This is a genomic window from Roseomonas acroporae (assembly GCF_023223525.1).
Classification (GTDB): Bacteria; Pseudomonadota; Alphaproteobacteria; order Acetobacterales; family Acetobacteraceae; genus Roseomonas_E; species Roseomonas_E acroporae.
This window is the reverse complement of the sequence record NZ_JALPRX010000092.1, coordinates 1-17421: the sequence shown is the minus strand read 5'-3', so window position 1 is coordinate 17421 and position 17421 is coordinate 1. Positions and strand designations below refer to the sequence as shown.

General features: G+C 74.2%; 14 protein-coding genes. 2 read left to right on the top strand and 12 right to left on the bottom strand.

All coding sequences use genetic code 11. The annotated features are described in order from the left end of the window. Nucleotides 1-81: 81 nt before the first annotated feature. Nucleotides 82-1107, bottom strand: coding sequence for an NAD(P)H-dependent flavin oxidoreductase (locus tag M0638_RS19975; protein WP_248668773.1), 1026 nt, complete (start codon nucleotides 1105-1107; stop codon nucleotides 82-84). A gap of 68 nt (nucleotides 1108-1175) precedes the next feature. Next, complete coding sequence (locus tag M0638_RS19970; RefSeq protein WP_248668770.1) at nucleotides 1176-2417, bottom strand: aspartate kinase; 1242 nt, start codon at nucleotides 2415-2417, stop codon at nucleotides 1176-1178. A 202-nt stretch (nucleotides 2418-2619) separates the two neighbouring features. On the opposite strand from M0638_RS19970, the gene ubiG reads away from it, so the two are divergent. After that, entirely contained in the window at nucleotides 2620-3381 is a 762-nt protein-coding gene (gene ubiG, locus M0638_RS19965; RefSeq protein ID WP_248668769.1) for a bifunctional 2-polyprenyl-6-hydroxyphenol methylase/3-demethylubiquinol 3-O-methyltransferase UbiG, read from the top strand. Between the two features lie 226 nt (nucleotides 3382-3607). Here the strand turns inward: ubiG and M0638_RS19960 are convergent, their stop codons facing one another. From M0638_RS19960 to M0638_RS19915, 10 genes are all read right to left on the bottom strand, one after another. Next, nucleotides 3608-4129 (bottom strand): DUF1178 family protein, encoded by a 522-nt coding sequence (locus M0638_RS19960; RefSeq protein ID WP_248668768.1) that lies wholly within the window; start codon nucleotides 4127-4129, stop codon nucleotides 3608-3610. 151 nt (nucleotides 4130-4280) lie between these two features. After that, nucleotides 4281-4541, bottom strand: a complete 261-nt coding sequence (gene grxC, locus M0638_RS19955) for a glutaredoxin 3 (protein WP_248668767.1) — start codon at nucleotides 4539-4541, stop codon at nucleotides 4281-4283. Between the two features lie 98 nt (nucleotides 4542-4639). Beyond that, nucleotides 4640-5467 (bottom strand): ComF family protein, encoded by an 828-nt coding sequence (locus M0638_RS19950; RefSeq protein WP_345893055.1) that lies wholly within the window; start codon nucleotides 5465-5467, stop codon nucleotides 4640-4642. Continuing rightward, nucleotides 5464-7131, bottom strand: coding sequence for a rhodanese-like domain-containing protein (locus tag M0638_RS29150; RefSeq protein WP_248668766.1), 1668 nt, complete (start codon nucleotides 7129-7131; stop codon nucleotides 5464-5466). Before M0638_RS29150 ends, M0638_RS19950 begins: the two co-directional genes overlap by 4 nt. Nucleotides 7132-7237: 106 nt before the next feature. After that, nucleotides 7238-7846: a cysteine dioxygenase family protein gene (locus M0638_RS19940; RefSeq protein WP_248668765.1), complete on the bottom strand. Its 609-nt coding sequence runs from the start codon at nucleotides 7844-7846 to the stop codon at nucleotides 7238-7240. A 235-nt stretch (nucleotides 7847-8081) separates the two neighbouring features. Continuing rightward, a complete protein-coding gene (gene glmS / locus M0638_RS19935; protein WP_248668764.1) occupies nucleotides 8082-9905 on the bottom strand; it encodes a glutamine--fructose-6-phosphate transaminase (isomerizing) in 1824 nt (607 codons plus the stop codon). Continuing rightward, nucleotides 9905-11257 (bottom strand): bifunctional UDP-N-acetylglucosamine diphosphorylase/glucosamine-1-phosphate N-acetyltransferase GlmU, encoded by a 1353-nt coding sequence (gene glmU, locus M0638_RS19930; RefSeq protein ID WP_248668763.1) that lies wholly within the window; start codon nucleotides 11255-11257, stop codon nucleotides 9905-9907. The genes glmS and glmU overlap by 1 nt, the downstream gene beginning before the upstream one ends. A gap of 156 nt (nucleotides 11258-11413) precedes the next feature. Then, the gene (locus M0638_RS19925) at nucleotides 11414-11854 is read right to left on the bottom strand and encodes a hypothetical protein (protein ID WP_248668762.1); all 441 of its coding nucleotides are present in this window, start codon (nucleotides 11852-11854) and stop codon (nucleotides 11414-11416) included. 86 nt (nucleotides 11855-11940) lie between these two features. After that, the gene (locus M0638_RS19920) at nucleotides 11941-13425 is read right to left on the bottom strand and encodes an N-acyl-D-amino-acid deacylase family protein (RefSeq protein WP_248668761.1); all 1485 of its coding nucleotides are present in this window, start codon (nucleotides 13423-13425) and stop codon (nucleotides 11941-11943) included. A 222-nt stretch (nucleotides 13426-13647) separates the two neighbouring features. Next, the gene (locus M0638_RS19915) at nucleotides 13648-16377 is read right to left on the bottom strand and encodes an MGH1-like glycoside hydrolase domain-containing protein (protein ID WP_248668771.1); all 2730 of its coding nucleotides are present in this window, start codon (nucleotides 16375-16377) and stop codon (nucleotides 13648-13650) included. 540 nt (nucleotides 16378-16917) lie between these two features. On the opposite strand from M0638_RS19915, the gene M0638_RS19910 reads away from it, so the two are divergent. Then, on the top strand, nucleotides 16918-17421 hold a 504-nt coding region (locus M0638_RS19910), incomplete at its 3' end, for an ABC transporter substrate-binding protein (protein WP_248668760.1).

Here is a 17421-nt window from a genome sequence, read left to right as displayed (position 1 = left end):
TATCAGGCCGGAACGGCTCCAACCTTCTGGTTTTTCGCATTTTCCGAGCCGCTGTGTGGGTACACCCAGCTTGAAAATGCTCTAGCGGCCGGCGTCGCCCCGCCGGGCGGCCGCGGCGGCCGCCTGCGCCATCAGCTCGGCGATGATCGCCGCCGCCGGCTCCTCGCGCTGCACCATGCCGACCGACTGGCCGGCCATGACGCTGCCGCCCTCGACATCGCCCTCGATCACCGCGCGCCGCAGCGCGCCGGCCCAGAAGTGCTCGATCTCGAGCTGGGCCGCCTCCTTGCCCAGCGTCCCCTCGTGGAAGCGGCGGACCACGTCGGCCTGGTGCTGGAGGAAGCGCCGCGTGCCCTCGTTCTGCAGGCCGCGCACCGGGATCACCGGGAAGCGCTCGTCGAGCTGCACGGAAGGCACCGCGTCGCGCGCCGCGGCGCGCAGGAAGGAGCGCTTGAAGTTCGGATGCGCGATGCACTCGGTCGCGCAGACGAATCGGGTGCCGAGCTGCGCGCCGGCCGCCCCCATCTCCAGGTAGGCGAGCACCGCCTCGCCGCGCCCGATGCCGCCCGCCACGAAGACCGGCACCTCGCGGATGTGCGGCAGGATCTCCTGCGCCAGCACGTTCAGGCTGACCGGCCCGATATGGCCGCCCGCCTCCGAGCCCTCGATCACCAGCGCGTCGGCGCCGGAGCGGACCAGCTTCTTGGCCAGGGCGAGGGCCGGGGCGAAGCAGATCACCTTGGCGCCGCCTTCCTTGGCGCGCCTGATCGCGCCCCCCGGCGGCAGCCCGCCGGCGAAGACGATGTGGCTCACCCCGGCGGCGAGGCAGGTCTCCACGAGCTGGTCCAGCCGCGGATGCATGGTGATGAGGTTGACGCCGAAGGGCTTCGCGGTCAGCGCCTGGGTGGCGGCGATCTCCTCGGCCAGGCGCGGCGGCTCCATGGCGCCGCAGGCGATCACGCCGAAGCCGCCGGCCTCGGAGATCGCGGCGACGAGGTGCCGCTCGCTCACCCAGCTCATGGCGCCGGCCAGGATGGCGTGGCGCGTGCCGAGGAAGGCCGCGCCGCGCGCCATCAGCGCATCCACCATCGCGCTCCCCGCGGCCATGCCCGGGGCCGCCTCCGGCGCCAGGCCGGAGTCGGGGGATCCGCCGCGCACGGCCTCGGCGAGCTCGCTCATGCCGCCGCCTCGGGCGCCGGCTCGGCCGCGTCCAGCCCGTAGGCGGTGTGCAGGGCGCGCACGGCGAGCTCGGTGTACTCGGCGCCGACCAGCACGCTCACCTTGATCTCGCTGGTCGAGATCACCTGGATGTTGATGCCCTTCTCGGCCAGCGCGCGGAACATGGTGTTAGCGACGCCCGCATGGCTGCGCATGCCGATGCCGACCACGCTGATCTTCGCCACCTCGGGGTCGGCCAGCAGCGAGGCGTAGCCGAGGCGCTCCTGCTCGCGGCCCAGCACGTCGCGCGCGCGCGGCAGGTCGGCGCGGCCGACGGTGAAGGTGATGTCGGTGGAGCCGTCGGCCGAGATGTTCTGCACGATCATGTCCACGTTGACGTTGGCCTGCGCCAGCGCCCCGAACACGGCGGCCGCGATGCCGGGCCGGTCCGGCACCTGCCGCAGCGTGATCTTCGCCTCGTCGCGCGAGTAGGCGATGCCGGAAACGACTTCCTTTTCCACGATCTCGTCCTCGTCCACCACCAGCGAACCGGGCTTGTCCTCGAAGGAGGAAAGCACCTGCACCCGCACCCGTTCCTTCATCGCCAGCTCGACGCTGCGCGTCTGCAACACCTTGGCGCCGACCGAGGCCAGCTCCAGCATCTCCTCGTAGGCGATGCGCTCCAGCTTGCGCGCGCGCGGCACGATGCGCGGATCGGTCGTGTAGACGCCGTCCACGTCCGTGTAGATGTCGCAGCGGTCGGCCTTCAGCGCGGCGGCCAGCGCCACGGCGGAGAGGTCGGAGCCGCCGCGCCCGAGCGTCGCGATTCGGTTGCCGGGCGCGACGCCCTGGAAGCCCGCCACCACCGGCACCTCGCCCTCGCGCATGCGCGCCACCAGCGCCGAGCCGTCGATCCCCTCGACCCGCGCCTTGCCGTGCGCGTCGTCGGTGCTGATCGGCACCTGCCAGCCCTGCCAGGAGCGGGCGGGAACGCCGATGGTCTGCAGCGCGATGGCCAGCAGCCCGGTCGTCACCTGCTCGCCGGTCGCCACCACCGTGTCGTACTCGCGCTGGTCGTGCAGCGGCGAGAGAGCGGAGCACCAGGCGACGAGCTGGTTGGTCACGCCCGACATGGCCGAGACCACCACGGCGACCTCGTTGCCGGCCTCCTTCTCGCGCTTCACGCGCTGGGCGACGTTGCGGATGCGGTCGAGGTCGGCGACGGAGGTGCCGCCGAACTTCATCACGATGCGGGCCATGTCCGGGTCCGGAAATACTGCCGTGTGGCGGCATGGGATGGGGCGCACGGTTGCGCGGCGCCGAGGGGCGGCACAGATACCGACGGCCAGGGCGTGCCGCAACCGGGCGATTCGCGCCGCTCCCATGTGCTGGCGTCGCCGGGGCCGGCCATGCGCCGCCCCGCGACGGCCGCGCCGGGCCGCATCAGGAGGACGCCCACCCATGCCATCCGCTGCCCGCACCGTGCTGGATGCCGAGGTCTCGAAATTCGACCGGCTGGCGGCGCAATGGTGGGACCCGCGCGGGCCGATGGCGCCGCTGCACAGCATGAACCCGCTGCGGACCGGCTGGATCGTCGACCGGCTCGCCCGGCGGGGCACGGGTCCGGGCCAGCCAAGATCGTCCAATATGGACGATCCCGCCGCACCGCTCGCCGGACTGTCCATTCTGGACGTCGGCTGCGGCGCCGGCCTCGCCAGCGAGGCCTTCGCCCGCGCCGGTGCCCGCGTCACCGGTCTGGACGCCGCCCCCGAGGCGCTCGCCGCCGCGCGCGCCCACGCCGCCGCCGGCGGGCTGGCCATCGACTACCGCGCGGGCGGGCCGGAGGATCTGGAAGGCCCCTACGACGCGGTGGCCGCGCTGGAGGTGATCGAGCACGTCGCCGACCGGCCGGCCTTCCTGCGCCACCTCCACCGCCTGGTGCGGCCCGGCGGACGCGTGTTCCTGTCCACCCTCAACCGCACCCCGCGCTCCTTCCTGGTGGCCAAGCTCGGGGCGGAATACGTGCTGCGCTGGCTGCCGCGCGGCACGCATGACTGGCGGATGTTCGTCACCCCGGCGGAGCTCGGGGCGGAGCTGCGCGGCGCCGGGCTGCGCGTGGCCGACATCGCGGGCATGACGCCGGACCCGCTGCGCGGCGGCTGGCGCGCGGGGCGGGACCTCTCGGTGAACTACCTGGTGATGGCGGAACGGCCCGTCGGCTGAACCGCGCGCCGGGCGGTCCGGCACCGCCCCGACCCATGCCCGGCGACCCATGCCCGGGGCGACGTTCGCGGAACCCGTCCGGGGCGCCGCCCCGGACCCTGTGCCCAAGGGACCTGTGCCGGGGGGCCGGGGAAAGGCGGAACCCCGTCCGGGACCCCCGATCCCTTCCGGGAAGGATCGAGCGGTCACGCCTTCCCGTCAGGCACGGGCCATCCGGGGACAGGGCTCAGGAATCGGCCGGCGGCACCCAGGGGATGCGGGCGATCTCGATCCCTTCGTCGTGCAGCGCCTCGGCATCGGCCTCGCTCGCCTCGCCGTAGATGCCGCGCCGGTCGCTCTCGCCGCGCGCCATGCGACGCGCCTCGTCGGCGAACTCCTTGCCGACGTAGTCGCAGTTGCGCTCGACCTCGGCCCGCAGTCGCTGGAGCATGGCGCGCACCTGGGCCGGCAGCGGGCCGGCGGTCATCGGCGCGCCGCCGCCGGCCGGCACCGGCGCGTTGCCGCCCGGCGGCACCGATGCGTTGCCGCCGGGCGGCGCGGCCGGCGCGGGCTGCCCTTCCGTCGCCGCGGCCTCGACCCGGCCCTTCCGGCCGATCGCCGGCGCCATCAGCGCCCGCGAGACCTCGGTGCCGCCGCAGACCGGGCACTGCACCAGCCTCGCCCCGGCCAGCCGGTCGAAGGCCGCGCTGTCCTTGAACCAGCCGTCGAACTCGTGCGCCTCGCCGCAGCGAAGCTGGTAGTGGATCATGCTCTCCCAGCCCCTGATGCGGGGTCCCGTTCCGGCCGCGTGGCCGAGGCGTTCAGGCGATCGTCCAGCATGCCGCAGCCAGGCGCGGCGTTGAACCGGAAACCCGGTCCGCCGCAGGCGGGCGACGCGCCGCGGAGGTTCCGGCCGCCGCTCAGGCGGCCGCCAGCAGACCGTCCAGCTTGCCCGCCCGATCCAGCGCCACCAGGTCGTCCGAGCCGCCGATCGCCTGGCCGTCGATGAAGATCTGCGGCACGGTGGTGCGGCCGCCGGAACGCTCGATCGCCGCCTTGCGCGCCGCCGAGCCGTGCGGGGCGTCGAATTCCTCGTAGGCCACCCCCTTCCCGTCCAGCAGCCGCTTGGCGCGGGCGCAGTAGGGGCAGAACGGGGTGGTGTAGATCTCGACCTTTGCCATGTCGGAAAGCTCGTCGCTGCGACCCTGCGGGTCAAGATGGGCGTGCCGACGATAATTGCGCCGGCCACCCTGGCGCCGGCCGCCACCCGAGCGGGCCCTCAGCCCCGCTCCAGGCGCGGGTCGGGCACGCGGGCGGCGGCGAGCACGTCCACCGCCGCGGCGCCGGCGGCAAGCAGGGCGCGGGCGCAGCCCTCGGCGGTGGCGCCCGAGGTCAGCACGTCGTCCACCAGCAGCACGCGCCGGCCGACGATGCGGCCGGCGACGCTCCGGCGCGGCGCGAACACCCCCTCCAGCGCCGCCGCGCGCGCCGCGGCGCCCAGTTCGCCGAGCGGCTTCGTGGCGCGCCGGCGCAGCAGCAGGTCCGGGATGCAGGGCAGGCCGGCCTGCCGCGCCAGATGCCGGGCCAGCAGCGCCGCCTGGTTGTACCGGCGCCCGACCAGACGCCGCCAGTGCAGCGGCACGGGGGCGACCAGCTCGGCGCGCGCCAGCAGCCCGGCCCCGGCCCACGCCATGTGGCGGGCGAGCGGCGCTGCCAGCTCCGTGCGGTCGCCGTGCTTGAGCGGCAGGATCAGCCGCTTCGCGCCGGCGTCGTAGCGCAGCGCCGCGCGCGCCGCCGCGTAGGCGGGCGGCCGGGCGTGGCAGGCGGGGCAGAGCGGCTCGTCCGCCGCCGAGACCCCCTGCCCCGCATGCGCCAGCGGCACGCCGCAATGGCGGCAGAACGGGGCGGTGATGAAGGTCAGGGTGGCGAAGCAGCCGGGGCAGAGGCTGCCCTGCGCGTCCACCTCGGCGTCGCAGGTGAGGCAGGAGGGCGGCAGCAGCACGTCGAGGCAGCGCGTGGCGAGCCGCCGCGCCACGCCGGCCAGCCCCGCGCCCGGCAGCCTTCCCCCGGCCGCCCCCGGCCCGGGCCCTGCCGACGGCGCGGTCACGAGGCGGTCGCCGCCCCGGCCCCGTCCCGGGCCCCGCCGGCATGCCCCCCGCCGGCTTGAGCCCCGCCGGTCGCCGCGGTGCCGAAGCGCGCATCCCCGTCCCGAGCGACCTCGTTCACCAGGTCGATCTCCCAGGAGAGGTACTCGCGCATCGCCTCCTCGATGCCCTCGTTGCGGTCGTAGGGCCGCAGGTAGACATCGGCGCAGTCGGCATCCGGCGGGTTGTGCCGGTCGGCGAGGACCGGCAGGCCGAGCTTCCGCCAGGCAGGCATGCCGCCGGCCAGCACGCGCACCACGGCGCCCGTGAGGCCGCTCAGTTCCCGCGCCGCCAGCAGGCCCAGCGCCGGACCGGGCGCCACCACGACCACCTCCGCCGCCCCCGCCAGCCGCCCGCGCAGCGCGTCGAGCCGGGTGCGGATACCCCAGAGGGAGCCGGGGATCTGCGCCTCGCGGAAATCCAGGCTGCGGCGGATGTCCACCACCGCCGCGCCGCCCGCCTCCAGCAGCCGGGCGGCTGCCTCGGGCGCGATGGCGTCCCCGGCCGCGAGCGGCGGGTCGTCGCCGGTCCCGGCATGGCTGCCCGCCGCGCCGCCTTCGCCTTCGAGGACGAAGACCTCCCAGCCGCCGAGCTGCCGCAGCCAGCCGCCCGCCATGCGCGCCCGCGTGCCGTCCGGCTGGCCGTAGGCGGCGCCGTCGCAGAGCACGATCCGGGCGCCGCGCACCGCCACCCAGCGGTCGGTCGCCTGCACGAGCTGCCCGCCCGGCGCGGAGAGCGCCCCGGGCAGGTGCCCGGCCGCGTACTCCGCAGGCGCCCGCACGTCGAGCAGATAGAGGGTGCGCGGCTCGGCGCGCAGCCGTTCCAGCCCGGCGTGGTCGATGGCCTGCACCCCGTGCCGGTCGGCGAAGCGCCCGGCACGCGCCCGCGCGGCATCGGCCGCCGTCGGGATGCCGGCCGGGTAGGTCGCGGTCTCGCCGGCGGCGCAGCGGAAGCCGGCCAGCTCCCAGCCCATCGTGCCGTTGCGCAGCGCGATCACGCGGTTCGGGATGCCGGCCTGCCGCAGGCTCTCGGCACCCAGGATCGAGCGCGTCCGCCCGGCGCAGTTCACCACCACCGTGGTCTCCCGGCGCGGCGCCAGCGCGTCGATGCGGTAGGCCAGCTCGCCGCCCGGCACGTCGATGCCGCCGGGGATCGACATGCGGTGGAACTCGTCCATCGGCCGGCTGTCGAGGATGACGAGGTCGGCGCCGGCCTCGCGCATCGCCTGCAGCTCGGCCGCGTCCACCGAGGGGGTGCCGTAATGGTGCTCCACCCACTCCCCGAACGCCTTGGACGGCACGTTGACGCCGGAGAACAGCACGTGCCCCGCGGCCTTCCAGGCCGGGGCGCCGCCCTCCAGCACCGAGACGTCGGTGCAGCCCATCCCCTCCAGCAGCGCCGCCAGCCGCTCCGCATGCCCCTCGCCGCCATCCACGGCGCAGACCCGCGTCCCGCGGCGCGGCAGCAGCGCGGGGGCGGCCAGCTCGGCGCGGGAGAGCGGGCAGGGCACGGCCCAGAACAGGTGGGCGCGACCGAACTCGCCCTCCTCGCGGGCGTCGAGGATGGCGAGCTCCCGCCCGTCCCCGATCCAGCGCTTGAGGGTGCCGGCGTCGATCCGGCGCGTCACCGCGCGGGGTTCCGGCGGGTGGCCAGGGGACGGGCCGGAGGATGGGCCGGGGGATGGGCCGGAGGACGGGCCGGGGCGGCTCGGATCATGGCGGGCGGCGGCCGGCTCAGCGGTTGGCGGTCCTGGTCATGAACGCCTTGTTGTAGGGCTGCACCGTGCCCGCCTCCGGGTCGAAGCCCAGCCGCTCGTCCAGCCGCTCCAGCGCCAGCCCGTACATGTGCAGGTGGCGGGTGGGGCGGTCGCCGGTGGTGTGGATGGAGTGGATGTCGTCCGGCAGGAAGGCGATGGCGTTGCCAGGCTCCACCATCACCTGGCCGGCCTCGCGCAGATCGGCGCGGCCGGGAACGGAGCCGTCGTCCAGCCGGTCGTAGAGCCGGTTCAGCTCCTGCCCCTCCACCGCCGCGATGCAGGCCCAGGTGGTGTGGTTGTGCGGCTTGCTCTCGTTGCCGGGGTTCAGCGCGTTCAGGTAGAGCGCGAAGCGGCCATCCGCGTCCTCCTGCAGCAGGTAGCGCTTCGCGCCCTTCACCCCGGCGGGGGGCGGGGCGAACTCGCTGGACGGGAACAGGTGCTCCTGCGCCGCCAGCTTCAGCATCTCCTCGCGGATCGACGCCAGCGCCTCGCGGTTCACGCCCCGCTCCGCCTCGATGGCGCGGATGCGGTCGATGGTGGCAGCCACGGCCGCGGTGCGCGCGGCCATCACATCGGTGGCGTTCATGGCGGGCTCCCTCGCTTTGTGGGCGGGAGCCTAGGGCATCGGCCGGGGCGGGGGAACGGGGGTTTCGGGGAAGGCTCCGCCTTCCCGGCCACCCTTCCGCCGGGAAGCCGGGCTTCCCGGATCTCCGGCGGCGCCTCCCGATACGCCTGTCGAGACGTTCGCGGCCGGAAAGCCGGAGGGCGTTCCAGGGGGCTCCGTCTCCTGGCGGGGTTCGGGGCGGGGTCCCGCCCCGCCGCTACTCCACCGTCACCGACTTGGCCAGGTTGCGCGGCTGGTCCACGTCGGTCCCCTTCAGCACCGCGACGTGGTAGGCGAGGAGCTGCACCGGGATGGCGTGCAGGATCGGCGCCACCTCCGGGCCCACCTGCGGCAGCACGATCACCCGCTCGGCGAAGCGGCGCAGCGCCGGGGCGCCCTCGGCGTCGGTGAAGGCCATGATGCGGCCGCCGCGCGCCGCCGCCTCCTGCAGGTTGCTCGCCGTCTTCTCGAAGAGCGGGCCGGAGGGGCAGAGGGCGATCACCGGCACGTTGCTGTCGATCAGCGCGATCGGCCCGTGCTTCATCTCGCCGGCGGCGTAGCCCTCGGCGTGGATGTAGGAGATCTCCTTGAGCTTCAGCGCCCCCTCCAGCGCGATCGGGTAGAGCGCGCCGCGGCCGAGGAACAGCACGTCCCGCGCCCGCGCCACCTCGGCGGCCAGCGCGCGTATCTCGGCATCCTGCTCCAGCACCAGCGCGGCGTTGCTCGGCACCTCCAGCAGCTCGGCGGTCAGCGCCCGCTCCGTCTCGCCGCTCAGCGTGCCGCGCGCGCGGCCGAAGCCGATGGCGAGGCAGGCGAGTACCGCGAGCTGCGCCGTGAACGCCTTGGTGGAGGCGACGCCGATCTCGGGGCCGGCCACGGTCTGCAGCGTCGCGTCGCTCTCGCGCGCCATGCTGCTCTCGGGCACGTTGACCACGGAGAGCACGCTCTGGCGGCCCTTGCGCAGCAGGCGCAGCGCGGCCAGCGTGTCGGCGGTCTCGCCGCTCTGGCTGACCAGGATGGCGGCGCCGCCCTCGGGCAGCGGCGGGTCGCGGTAGCGCAGCTCGCTGGCCACGTCGGCCTCGACCGGGATGCGGGCGATGCGCTCGATCCAGTAGCGCCCGACCAGCCCGGCGAGATAGGCCGAGCCGCAGGCCGAGACGGTCAGCCGCGGCACCCGGGCCGGGTCGAAGGGCAGCGGCGGCAGGGCGATGGCGCGGCTCGACGGGTCGAGGTACTGGCGCAGCGTGTCGCCGAGCACGGCCGGGTGCTCGTGCAGCTCCTTCTCCATGAAGTGGCGGTAATTGCCCTTGCCGACGGCGGCGCCGGAGAGCGCGGTCAGCCGCACCTCGCGCGTCACCGGCCGGTTCGCGGCGTCGAAGATGCGGGCGCCGTCCAGCGTCACGACCGCCCAGTCGCCCTCCTCCAGATAGGCGATGCGGCGGGTGAGCGGCGCCAGCGCCAGCGCGTCGGAGCCGACATACATCTCGCCCTCGCCGTAGCCGATGGCGAGGGGCGAGCCGCGCCTGGCCGCGATCAGCGTGCCGCGATGGCCGGTGAAGATCATGGCGATGGCGAAGGCGCCGTGCAGGCGGGCGAGCGCCGCCGGCACCGCCTCCTCCGGCGCCATGCCGGATCTCAGGTGCCAGTCGAGGAGCTGCGCCACCGCCTCGGTGTCGGTCTCGGTCTCGAATTCCTGGCCCTTCGCCTCCAGCTCGGCACGCAGCTCGGCGTGGTTCTCGATGATGCCGTTATGCACCAGCGAGACGCGGGCGGTGCCGTGCGGGTGGGCGTTGCGCTCGGTCGGCGCGCCATGCGTCGCCCAGCGCGTATGGCCGATGCCGGTGCTGCCCGGCAGGGCGCGCGCCTCCAGCGAGGCGGCGAGGTTGCCGAGCTTGCCCTCGGCGCGACGGCGCTCGATGTGGCCGTTCACCAGAGTCGCGATGCCGGCGCTGTCGTAGCCCCGGTATTCCAGGCGGCGCAGACCTTCGAGGAGCAGCGGCGCCGCGTCGCCCTGCCCCACCACCCCCACGATGCCGCACATCAGTTGCTTCCCCCCTTCGGGCTCCCCTTGCCGCCCGCCCCGGCGCCCCCCGGTGCCGGCCGGCGGAAGCCGCGCCCCTCGCGCAACACCTGCCGGCCGCGCGCGATCGCCAGCGCATCCGCCGGCACGTCCTCGGTGATGACGCTGCCCGCCCCGACCAGCGCGCGCGCCCCGACGCGCACCGGCGCCACCAGCGCGGTGTCGGAGCCGATGAAGGCGCCCTCGCCGATCTCGGTGCGGTGCTTGGCGATGCCGTCGTAGTTGCAGGTGATGGTGCCGGCGCCGATGTTGGCCCCCGCGCCGACCGTCGCGTCGCCGAGATAGGTCAGGTGGTTGGCCTTGGCGCCCTCGCCCAGCATGGCGGCCTTCAGCTCGACGAAATTGCCGACATGCGCGCGCGGCCCGACCTCGGTGCCGGGGCGCAGCCGCGCATAGGGGCCGACGATGGCGCCTTGCCGCACCACGCAGCCCTCCAGATGCGAGAAGGCGCGGATCGCGGCGCCGTCCTCCACCGTGACGCCGGGCGCGAACACCACGTTCGGCTCCACCGTCACGTCCTGGCCGAGCCGCGTGTCCCAGGAGAGGAACACGGTCTCCGGCGCCGTCAGCGTGGCACCGCCGGCCAGGGCCTCGGCGCGCAGGCGCGATTGCAGCGTGGCCTCGGCCTCGGCCAGCTCGGCGCGGCTGTTGATGCCGCGCAGCTCGGCCTCGGGCGCCTCGACGGCGGCGACGCGGCAGCCCTCGGCGGCGGCGAGCGCGATCACGTCGGTCAGGTAGTACTCGCCCTTGCCGTTGTCGTTGCGGATGGCGCCGAGCCAGCGCGCGAGGTCGGCGGCCGGGCCGCAGATCACGCCGGCGTTGCACAGGCCGATCGCCCGCTCCGCCGCCGAGGCGTCGGCCCATTCCACGATGCGGGAGACGGCGCCCGAGGCATCGGCGACGACGCGGCCGTAGCGGCCCGGATCGGCGGGGCGCATGGCGAGCAGGGCCAGGCCGGCCTCGCGCCGCGCCGCGCGCAGCCGGGCCAGGGTTTCCGGCCGGATCAGCGGGTTGTCGGCGTAGAGGACGGCGACGTCGCCCGCATGGCCGGCCAGCGCCGCCATGCCGAGCCGGGCGGCGTGGCCGGTGCCGAGGCGTTCCGCCTGCACCACCGTCGCGTGCGGCGCGGCGGCGCGCTCCAGCGCCGGCATGTCGGGGCCGACCACCACCACGATACGGTCTAAGGCGGTGGCGGCGGATTCCAGCAGATGGCCGAGCATGGGGCGGCCGGCCAGCGGATGCAGCGCCTTGGGCAGGGCCGAGCGCATGCGGGTGCCGAGTCCGGCGGCCAGGATGATGGCGGCAGCGTGCATGCCCCCTGCCTAGTCGGTCCCGCCCCGGCCCGGCAACAGCCGCCCGCCCAGTGGCCCGGTCACTTCGGATTGCCGCGTGCTACGCGGGGGGATTGCCGCGTGCTACGCGGGGGGGGGGGCCGCGTACCACGCGGGTGGCCCGGGGGGCGTCACGTCTCAGGGGCGGGTGACGGTGATGTCGGGCACCACCCCGATCAGCCCGCCGGCATCCTCGCGCACCAGCACCTCGACGCGGGCGACGCGGCGCTCCCGCAGATCGACCCGCGCGACGCAGACCGGCCGCGCCGCGCGGGCGGCGTAGGCGTCGCAGTTCATGCCCATCCCCTCCAGCCGCCGGACCAGCGGCCCGGCCGGGGTGCCGGGCAGGAACTCGCCCTCCAGGTCCCGCTTCAGCGCCGCGGCGCCGGCGGCCGGGCCGAGGCGCAGATAGGGCGAGAACGGCCCCACCGGCCCGGCATCCTCGCTGCACGCATAGGCGACGAGGCCGATCCCGCCGAGCAGCAGGGCGATGGCGACCAGCGCCAGCCGCGCCACGCCGGGCTGCGCGACACCGCCGGCGACCGCATCGCCCTCGCCCGCCGTCCCGGCGCCCGGCACCCCCGAGCTTGGCGCCCCGCTGCTCGGCGCCCCATCGCCGGCCACGCCTGCCGCCCGTCCGTTCGGGCCCGGCCTGCGGGAACCGCTCAAGCAGCCGCTCCGGACGATCCGCCGGCCGCGCGGGGGTTGCGGAGCAGCCGCCCCGGCCGCTCGCCGGTCGGGCCGGCGCCGTAGCGGTAGACCGGGACGCCGTTCACCCAGGTCTCCTCGATGCCGACGGAAGGGGTGGTCGGCGCGTCGAAGCTGGCGCTGTCGATCACCGTCTCCGGATCGAACAGCACGAGGTCGGCGGCCATCCCCTCGGCCAGCACGCCGCGATCCGCGATGCCGAAGCGCGCCGCGGTCAGGCCCGTCATCTTGCGCACCGCGTCCTCCAGGCTGACGAGCTGCAGGTCGCGCGCGTAGTGGCCGAGCACGCGCGGGAAGCTGCCCCAGAGGCGCGGGTGCGGGAATTTGTCGTGCGGCAGCCCGTCCGAGCCGATCATGCTCTGCGGGTGGGCGATGATGCGCTGCACGTCGCGCTCGTCCATCTGGAAGTAGATGGCGCCGGCCGGCAGCAGGCGGCGCGCGGCCTCCACCCGGTCCACGCCCCACTCCTCGGCGACCAAAGCGAGGTCGCGCCCCTGGCATTCCGGGTGCGGCACGGACCAGGTGACGATGATGCGCACGCGCGGGTCGATCCGCTCGGGCATCAGCACGGTGGAGCTGGCGGAATAGGGATAGACGTCGAAGCCCACCGGCTGCTCGCGCGCGGCCGCCTCCACCTTCGCCAGCGTCTCGACGCTGCGGCCCCAGTTCTGCGGCAGGGTGCACTTGAAGTGGCTGATGACGACCGGCACCTCGGCGGCGCGGCCGATGCGCAGCGCCTCCTCGATGCTGTCCAGCACGCCGTCCGCCTCGTCGCGCATGTGGGTGGCGTAGAGGCCGCCCGCCTCGGTCAGCGCCTCGGCCACCGCGATCACCTCGTCGGTGGTGCTGGCGATGGCGGGCGGGTACCAGAGGCCGGTGGAGAGGCCCCAGGCGCCCTCCTCCAGCGAACGCTTCAGCCGCGCCTTCATGCGGGCGGCCTCGGCGTCGGTGGCGGCGCGGCCCAGCTCGCCGTCGCCCATCTCGCGCGCGCGCAGCGTGGTGTGGCCGACCAGCGCCACGGCGTTCAGCGCCGAGCGCTCCGCCTCGAAGGCGCGGGCGTAGTCGGCGAAGCTGTCGTAGCGCCAGACGGATTCGTCGCCGAGCAGGTCGAGCGGCGCCGGCGGCCGCGTCGCGCGGGTCAGCGGCGAGAGCGAGATGCCGCAATTGCCGACCACCACCGTGGTCACGCCCTGGCTGATCTTGCAGTGGGCGCATTCCGGCCCGCAGAGCACCACCCGGTCGTCATGGGTGTGGGCGTCGATGAAGCCCGGCGCCAGCACCTTGCCGGCGGCGATCACCTCGCGGTCGGCCGTGGCTCCCGAGAGGTCGCCGATCGCGGCGATGCGGCCATCGGTGACGCCGAGATCCGCCTGCCGGCGCGGCGCGCCGGTGCCGTCGATCACCGTCGCCTCGCGGATGATCAGGTCGCAGCGCAGGGCCATGGCGGGTGTCTCTCCTGTGATGGGAGGCCGGGGGCGGCGGGGGCCGAGAGGCGGTCGGCGCGAAGGGCCGGACCGCCGCGCCTGTATCGCGCCGGCCTGGCCGGATGGCCAGTCGGTGATGGGACCCGGATGGCCAGCCGGTGACGAGACCCGGATGGCCGCCGGTGGGTGAGACCGGGATGGCCGGCGGCGGGCGACCGGCCGCGGATCGCAAACGGGAAGTCAGGCCCGCAGCCCGGCGGCCGCCATGCCCCGCATCCCGGGCTCGAGCGGCCGGGCGAAGCGGCGCCGCTCCGCCTCCGGCTGGATCAGCCGCGCCACCAGCCCGGTCCAGCCGCACTGGTGCGAGGCGCCGAGGCCCTTGCCCGTCTCGGCGTGGAAGTACTCGTGGAACAGGATCCGGTCCCGGAAGTGCGGGTCGGACTGCATGCGCTCCACGTCGCCGTAGATCGGCCGCCGTCCCTCCCCGTCCTTGAGGAACAGCGAGACCAGCCGGCGCGACAGCTCGTTCGAGACCTCCTTGAGGTTCATCATCACGCCGGAGCCGGTCGGGCATTCCACGACGAATTCGTCGCCGTAGTAGTAGTGGAAGCGCCGCAGCGACTCGACCAGCAGGTAGTTCATCGGGAACCAGATCGGCCCGCGCCAGTTCGAGTTGCCGCCGAACATGAAGGTCTGGCTCTCGCCCGGCTCGTAGCCGACGCTGATGCGCATGCCGTCGCTGTCGAACAGGTAGGGCTTCTCGGCATGGGCGCGCGACATCGAGCGTATGCCGTAGGGCGAGAGGAATTCGTTGGTGTCGAGCATCCGCTGCAGCAGGCACTTCATGCGGTGCCCGCGCAGCAGCGAGAGCAGCCGCCGCTCCCCGAGGCCGGGCTCGTTCCAGCGCGAGACCAGGCTGGCGAGGTCGACCCGGCGCTCCAGGAACTGCTTCAGCCGCGCGGCGAAGCGCGGCAGCCGCTCCAGCAGCTCGGGCTCGATCGTCTCCACCGCGAAGAGCGGCGTCAGGCCGACCATGGAGCGCAGCTTCAGCTCCACCATGCGCCCGTCCGGCATGTTCAGCACGTCGTGGAAGAACTCGTCCTCCTCGCTCCACAGCCCGACGCCGCGCTCGCCGATGTTGCTGAGTGCCTGGGCGATGTAGAGGAAGTGCTCGAAGAATTTCGAGGCGATGTCCTGGAAGCTGTCGTCCTCCAGCGCCAGCTCCAGCGCGATGCGCATCATGTTGAGCGAGAACATCGCCATCCAGGCGGTGCCGTCCGCCTGGTCGAGGTAGCCGCCGTTCGGCAGCGGGCGGGATCGGTCGAACACGCCGATGTTGTCGAGGCCGAGGAAGCCGCCCTGGAACACGTTGCGGCCCTTGCCGTCCTTGCGGTTCACCCACCAGGCGAAGTTCAGCATCAGCTTGTTGAAGATGCGCAGCAGGAAGGCACGGTCGCCCTTGCCGCCCGTCGTCTCTCGCTCGATCTCGAAGACGCGGTAGGCCGCCCAGGCATGAACCGGCGGGTTGACGTCGGAGAATTGCCACTCGTAGGCCGGGATCTGGCCGTTCGGGTGCATGTAGTCCTCCGACAGCAGCAGCAGGAGCTGCTCCTTGGCGAAGGCCGGGTCGATCATCGCGAGCGGGATGCAGTGGAAGGCCGTGTCCCAGGCGGCGAACCACGGGTACTCCCACTTGTCGGGCATCGAGATCACGTCGTGCGCCGAGAAGTGGCGCCAGTCGGCGTTGCGGCCGCGCTTGCGCTGCCTCGGCGGCTCCGGCATCGACGGGTCGCCGCGCATCCAGCGGTAGACGTCGAGGTTGTAGAACTGCTTGTTCCAGATCATGCCCGCGAGCGCCTGCCGCTGCACGAGCCGCGCATCCGGGTCCGCGATGTGGCGCTGCAACGGGGCGTAGAAGCTGTCCGCCTCGGCGCGGCGGATCGCCACCAGCGCGTCGAAGCCGATGAAGGGGGGCAGGATGGTGGGGCCGCGCGTCAGCCGCGCGCGCACCACCCACGACTCGCCCGGCGCCAGCACCCGGTGGTGGCAGGCGCCGACCTTGGTGGCCGGGCCGTCGGCATGCGTCGCCTCCGGGATGCCGTGCACGATGCGCTCGTGCAACCCGTCCTTGAAGGTGCCCGGCGCGGGCGCCAGGCCGAAGGCGTGCGGGTTGCTCTCGTTCTCGCAGAACAGCAGCTCCGACTCGTCCTCCAGGTGGAAGCCGTAGCGGCCGAGCGTCGGGTGCTCGGCGCGCACGCCGTTGGGGCCGTCGAGGCGCAGCGTCGGCCGCTTCTCGTCGGAGCGCCAGGACCAGGTGTTGCGGAACCAGAGCTGCGGCACGACGTGCAGCGGCGCCGGGTCCGGGCCGCGGTTGTACACGGTGATCCGCATCAGGATGTCGGCCTCGTCGGCCTTGGCGTACTCGACGAAGACGTCGAAGTAGCGGTCCTCGTCGAGGATGCCGGTGTCGAGCAGCTCGTGCTCGCCCTCGGCGCGGCTGCGCGCGCGGTTGGCGCTGCGCAATTCCGCGTAGGGGAAGGCGCGCTGCGGGTACTTGTAGAGGAAGCGCAGGTAGCTGTGCGAGGGCGTGGCGTCGAGCTGCCAGTACAGCTCCTTGACGTCCTCGCCATGGCTGCCCTCGGGGCCGGTCAGCCCGAACAGCCGTTCCTTCAGGCAGTCGTCGGCGCCGTTCCAGAGGGCGAGCGCGAGGCAGAGGCGCTGCCGGTCGTCGCAGAATCCGGCCAGCCCGTCCTCGCCCCAGCGATAGGCGCGCGAACGCGCCTCCTCGTAGGAGAGGTAGTTCCACGCCTCGCCGTCGGCGCTGTAGTCCTCGCGCACCGTGCCCCAGTGCCGGTCGCTGACATAGGGGCCCCAGAGCCGCCAGTTGCGCAGCCCCTGGGCCTGCTCCAGCAGCCGCAGCCGCTCGGGATCGCGGCCCTCGGGCGCTTCCCTCGTCGTATCCATCGGCATGCTCAACGGTGCATCTCCCGTTCCGGCCTCGTGCACGTCCCGCCCTGCCGCCGCGCACCGCCCGCTGGATGCGGAACGGTGCGGGCGCCGGCCGGCCCGGACCGGGCGGCAAGGCGGACCGTCCGGGGGGTTGCAGGAAGCGTGCCGCGCCCTGCCATGCCGGTTCGCACGGCGCCGCCGCGCATCGGGGCACCGCAATTCCGGGCGCCGGCGTGCCACGGCCGCACGGCGCGCCCTGCCCGGGGCGTGTCGGGCCGGGCCGGACGGTGCCGGGGCCGGCGACGCGGCGAACAACTCATGGTCGTCATGCCCTGATGTCCTCGCCGACGGGCTGTACCCGGATGATGCAGCGTAAAGCCGCGGCAGGCGAGAACGTTACGGTTTCGAGGCACGCCTCGGCCTTTCCGCCGCAAGCCGGCTGATGGCACCATGCCGTGGCAGGAAAAAGGCCGCCCCCGCCGCCGCCCCCGTGGGGCCGGCCGGCGGATGCGGTCGCGAGGACGGCTTGGCGCGCCCGTGCGCCGGAGGGGACGTATCCGAATGACCATGCTGACCCGGCGCGCCGCGCTGGCTGCCGGCGGCGCGGCGCTGATCGCGCCCGCACCCACCCTGCCCGCCCGTGCGCAGGCCCTCGACGACACCATCCGCATCGGCGTGCTGGCCGACTTCTCCGGGCCCTACCGCGACACGTCCGGCCCCACCTCGGTCGCGGCGGCGCGGCAGGCGGTCGAGGATCTCGGCCTCGCCGCGCGCGGCATCAAGGTGGAGGTGATCCAGGGCGACCACATGCAGCGCGCCGATGCCGGCCTCGCCCTGGCGCGCGAATGGTACGACCGGCGCGGCGTGGACATGATCTGCGAGGTCAACAACTCCGCCGTGGCGCTGGCCGTCGCCGGCCTCTCGCGCGAGAAGGACAAGGCGCACGTCAATACCGGCGCCGCCAGCGCCGCGCTGACCGGCGAGCAGTGCAGCTCGAACACCATCCACTGGACCTACGACACCTGGATGTTCGCCAAATCCTCCGGCGGCGCCACGGTGCGGGCG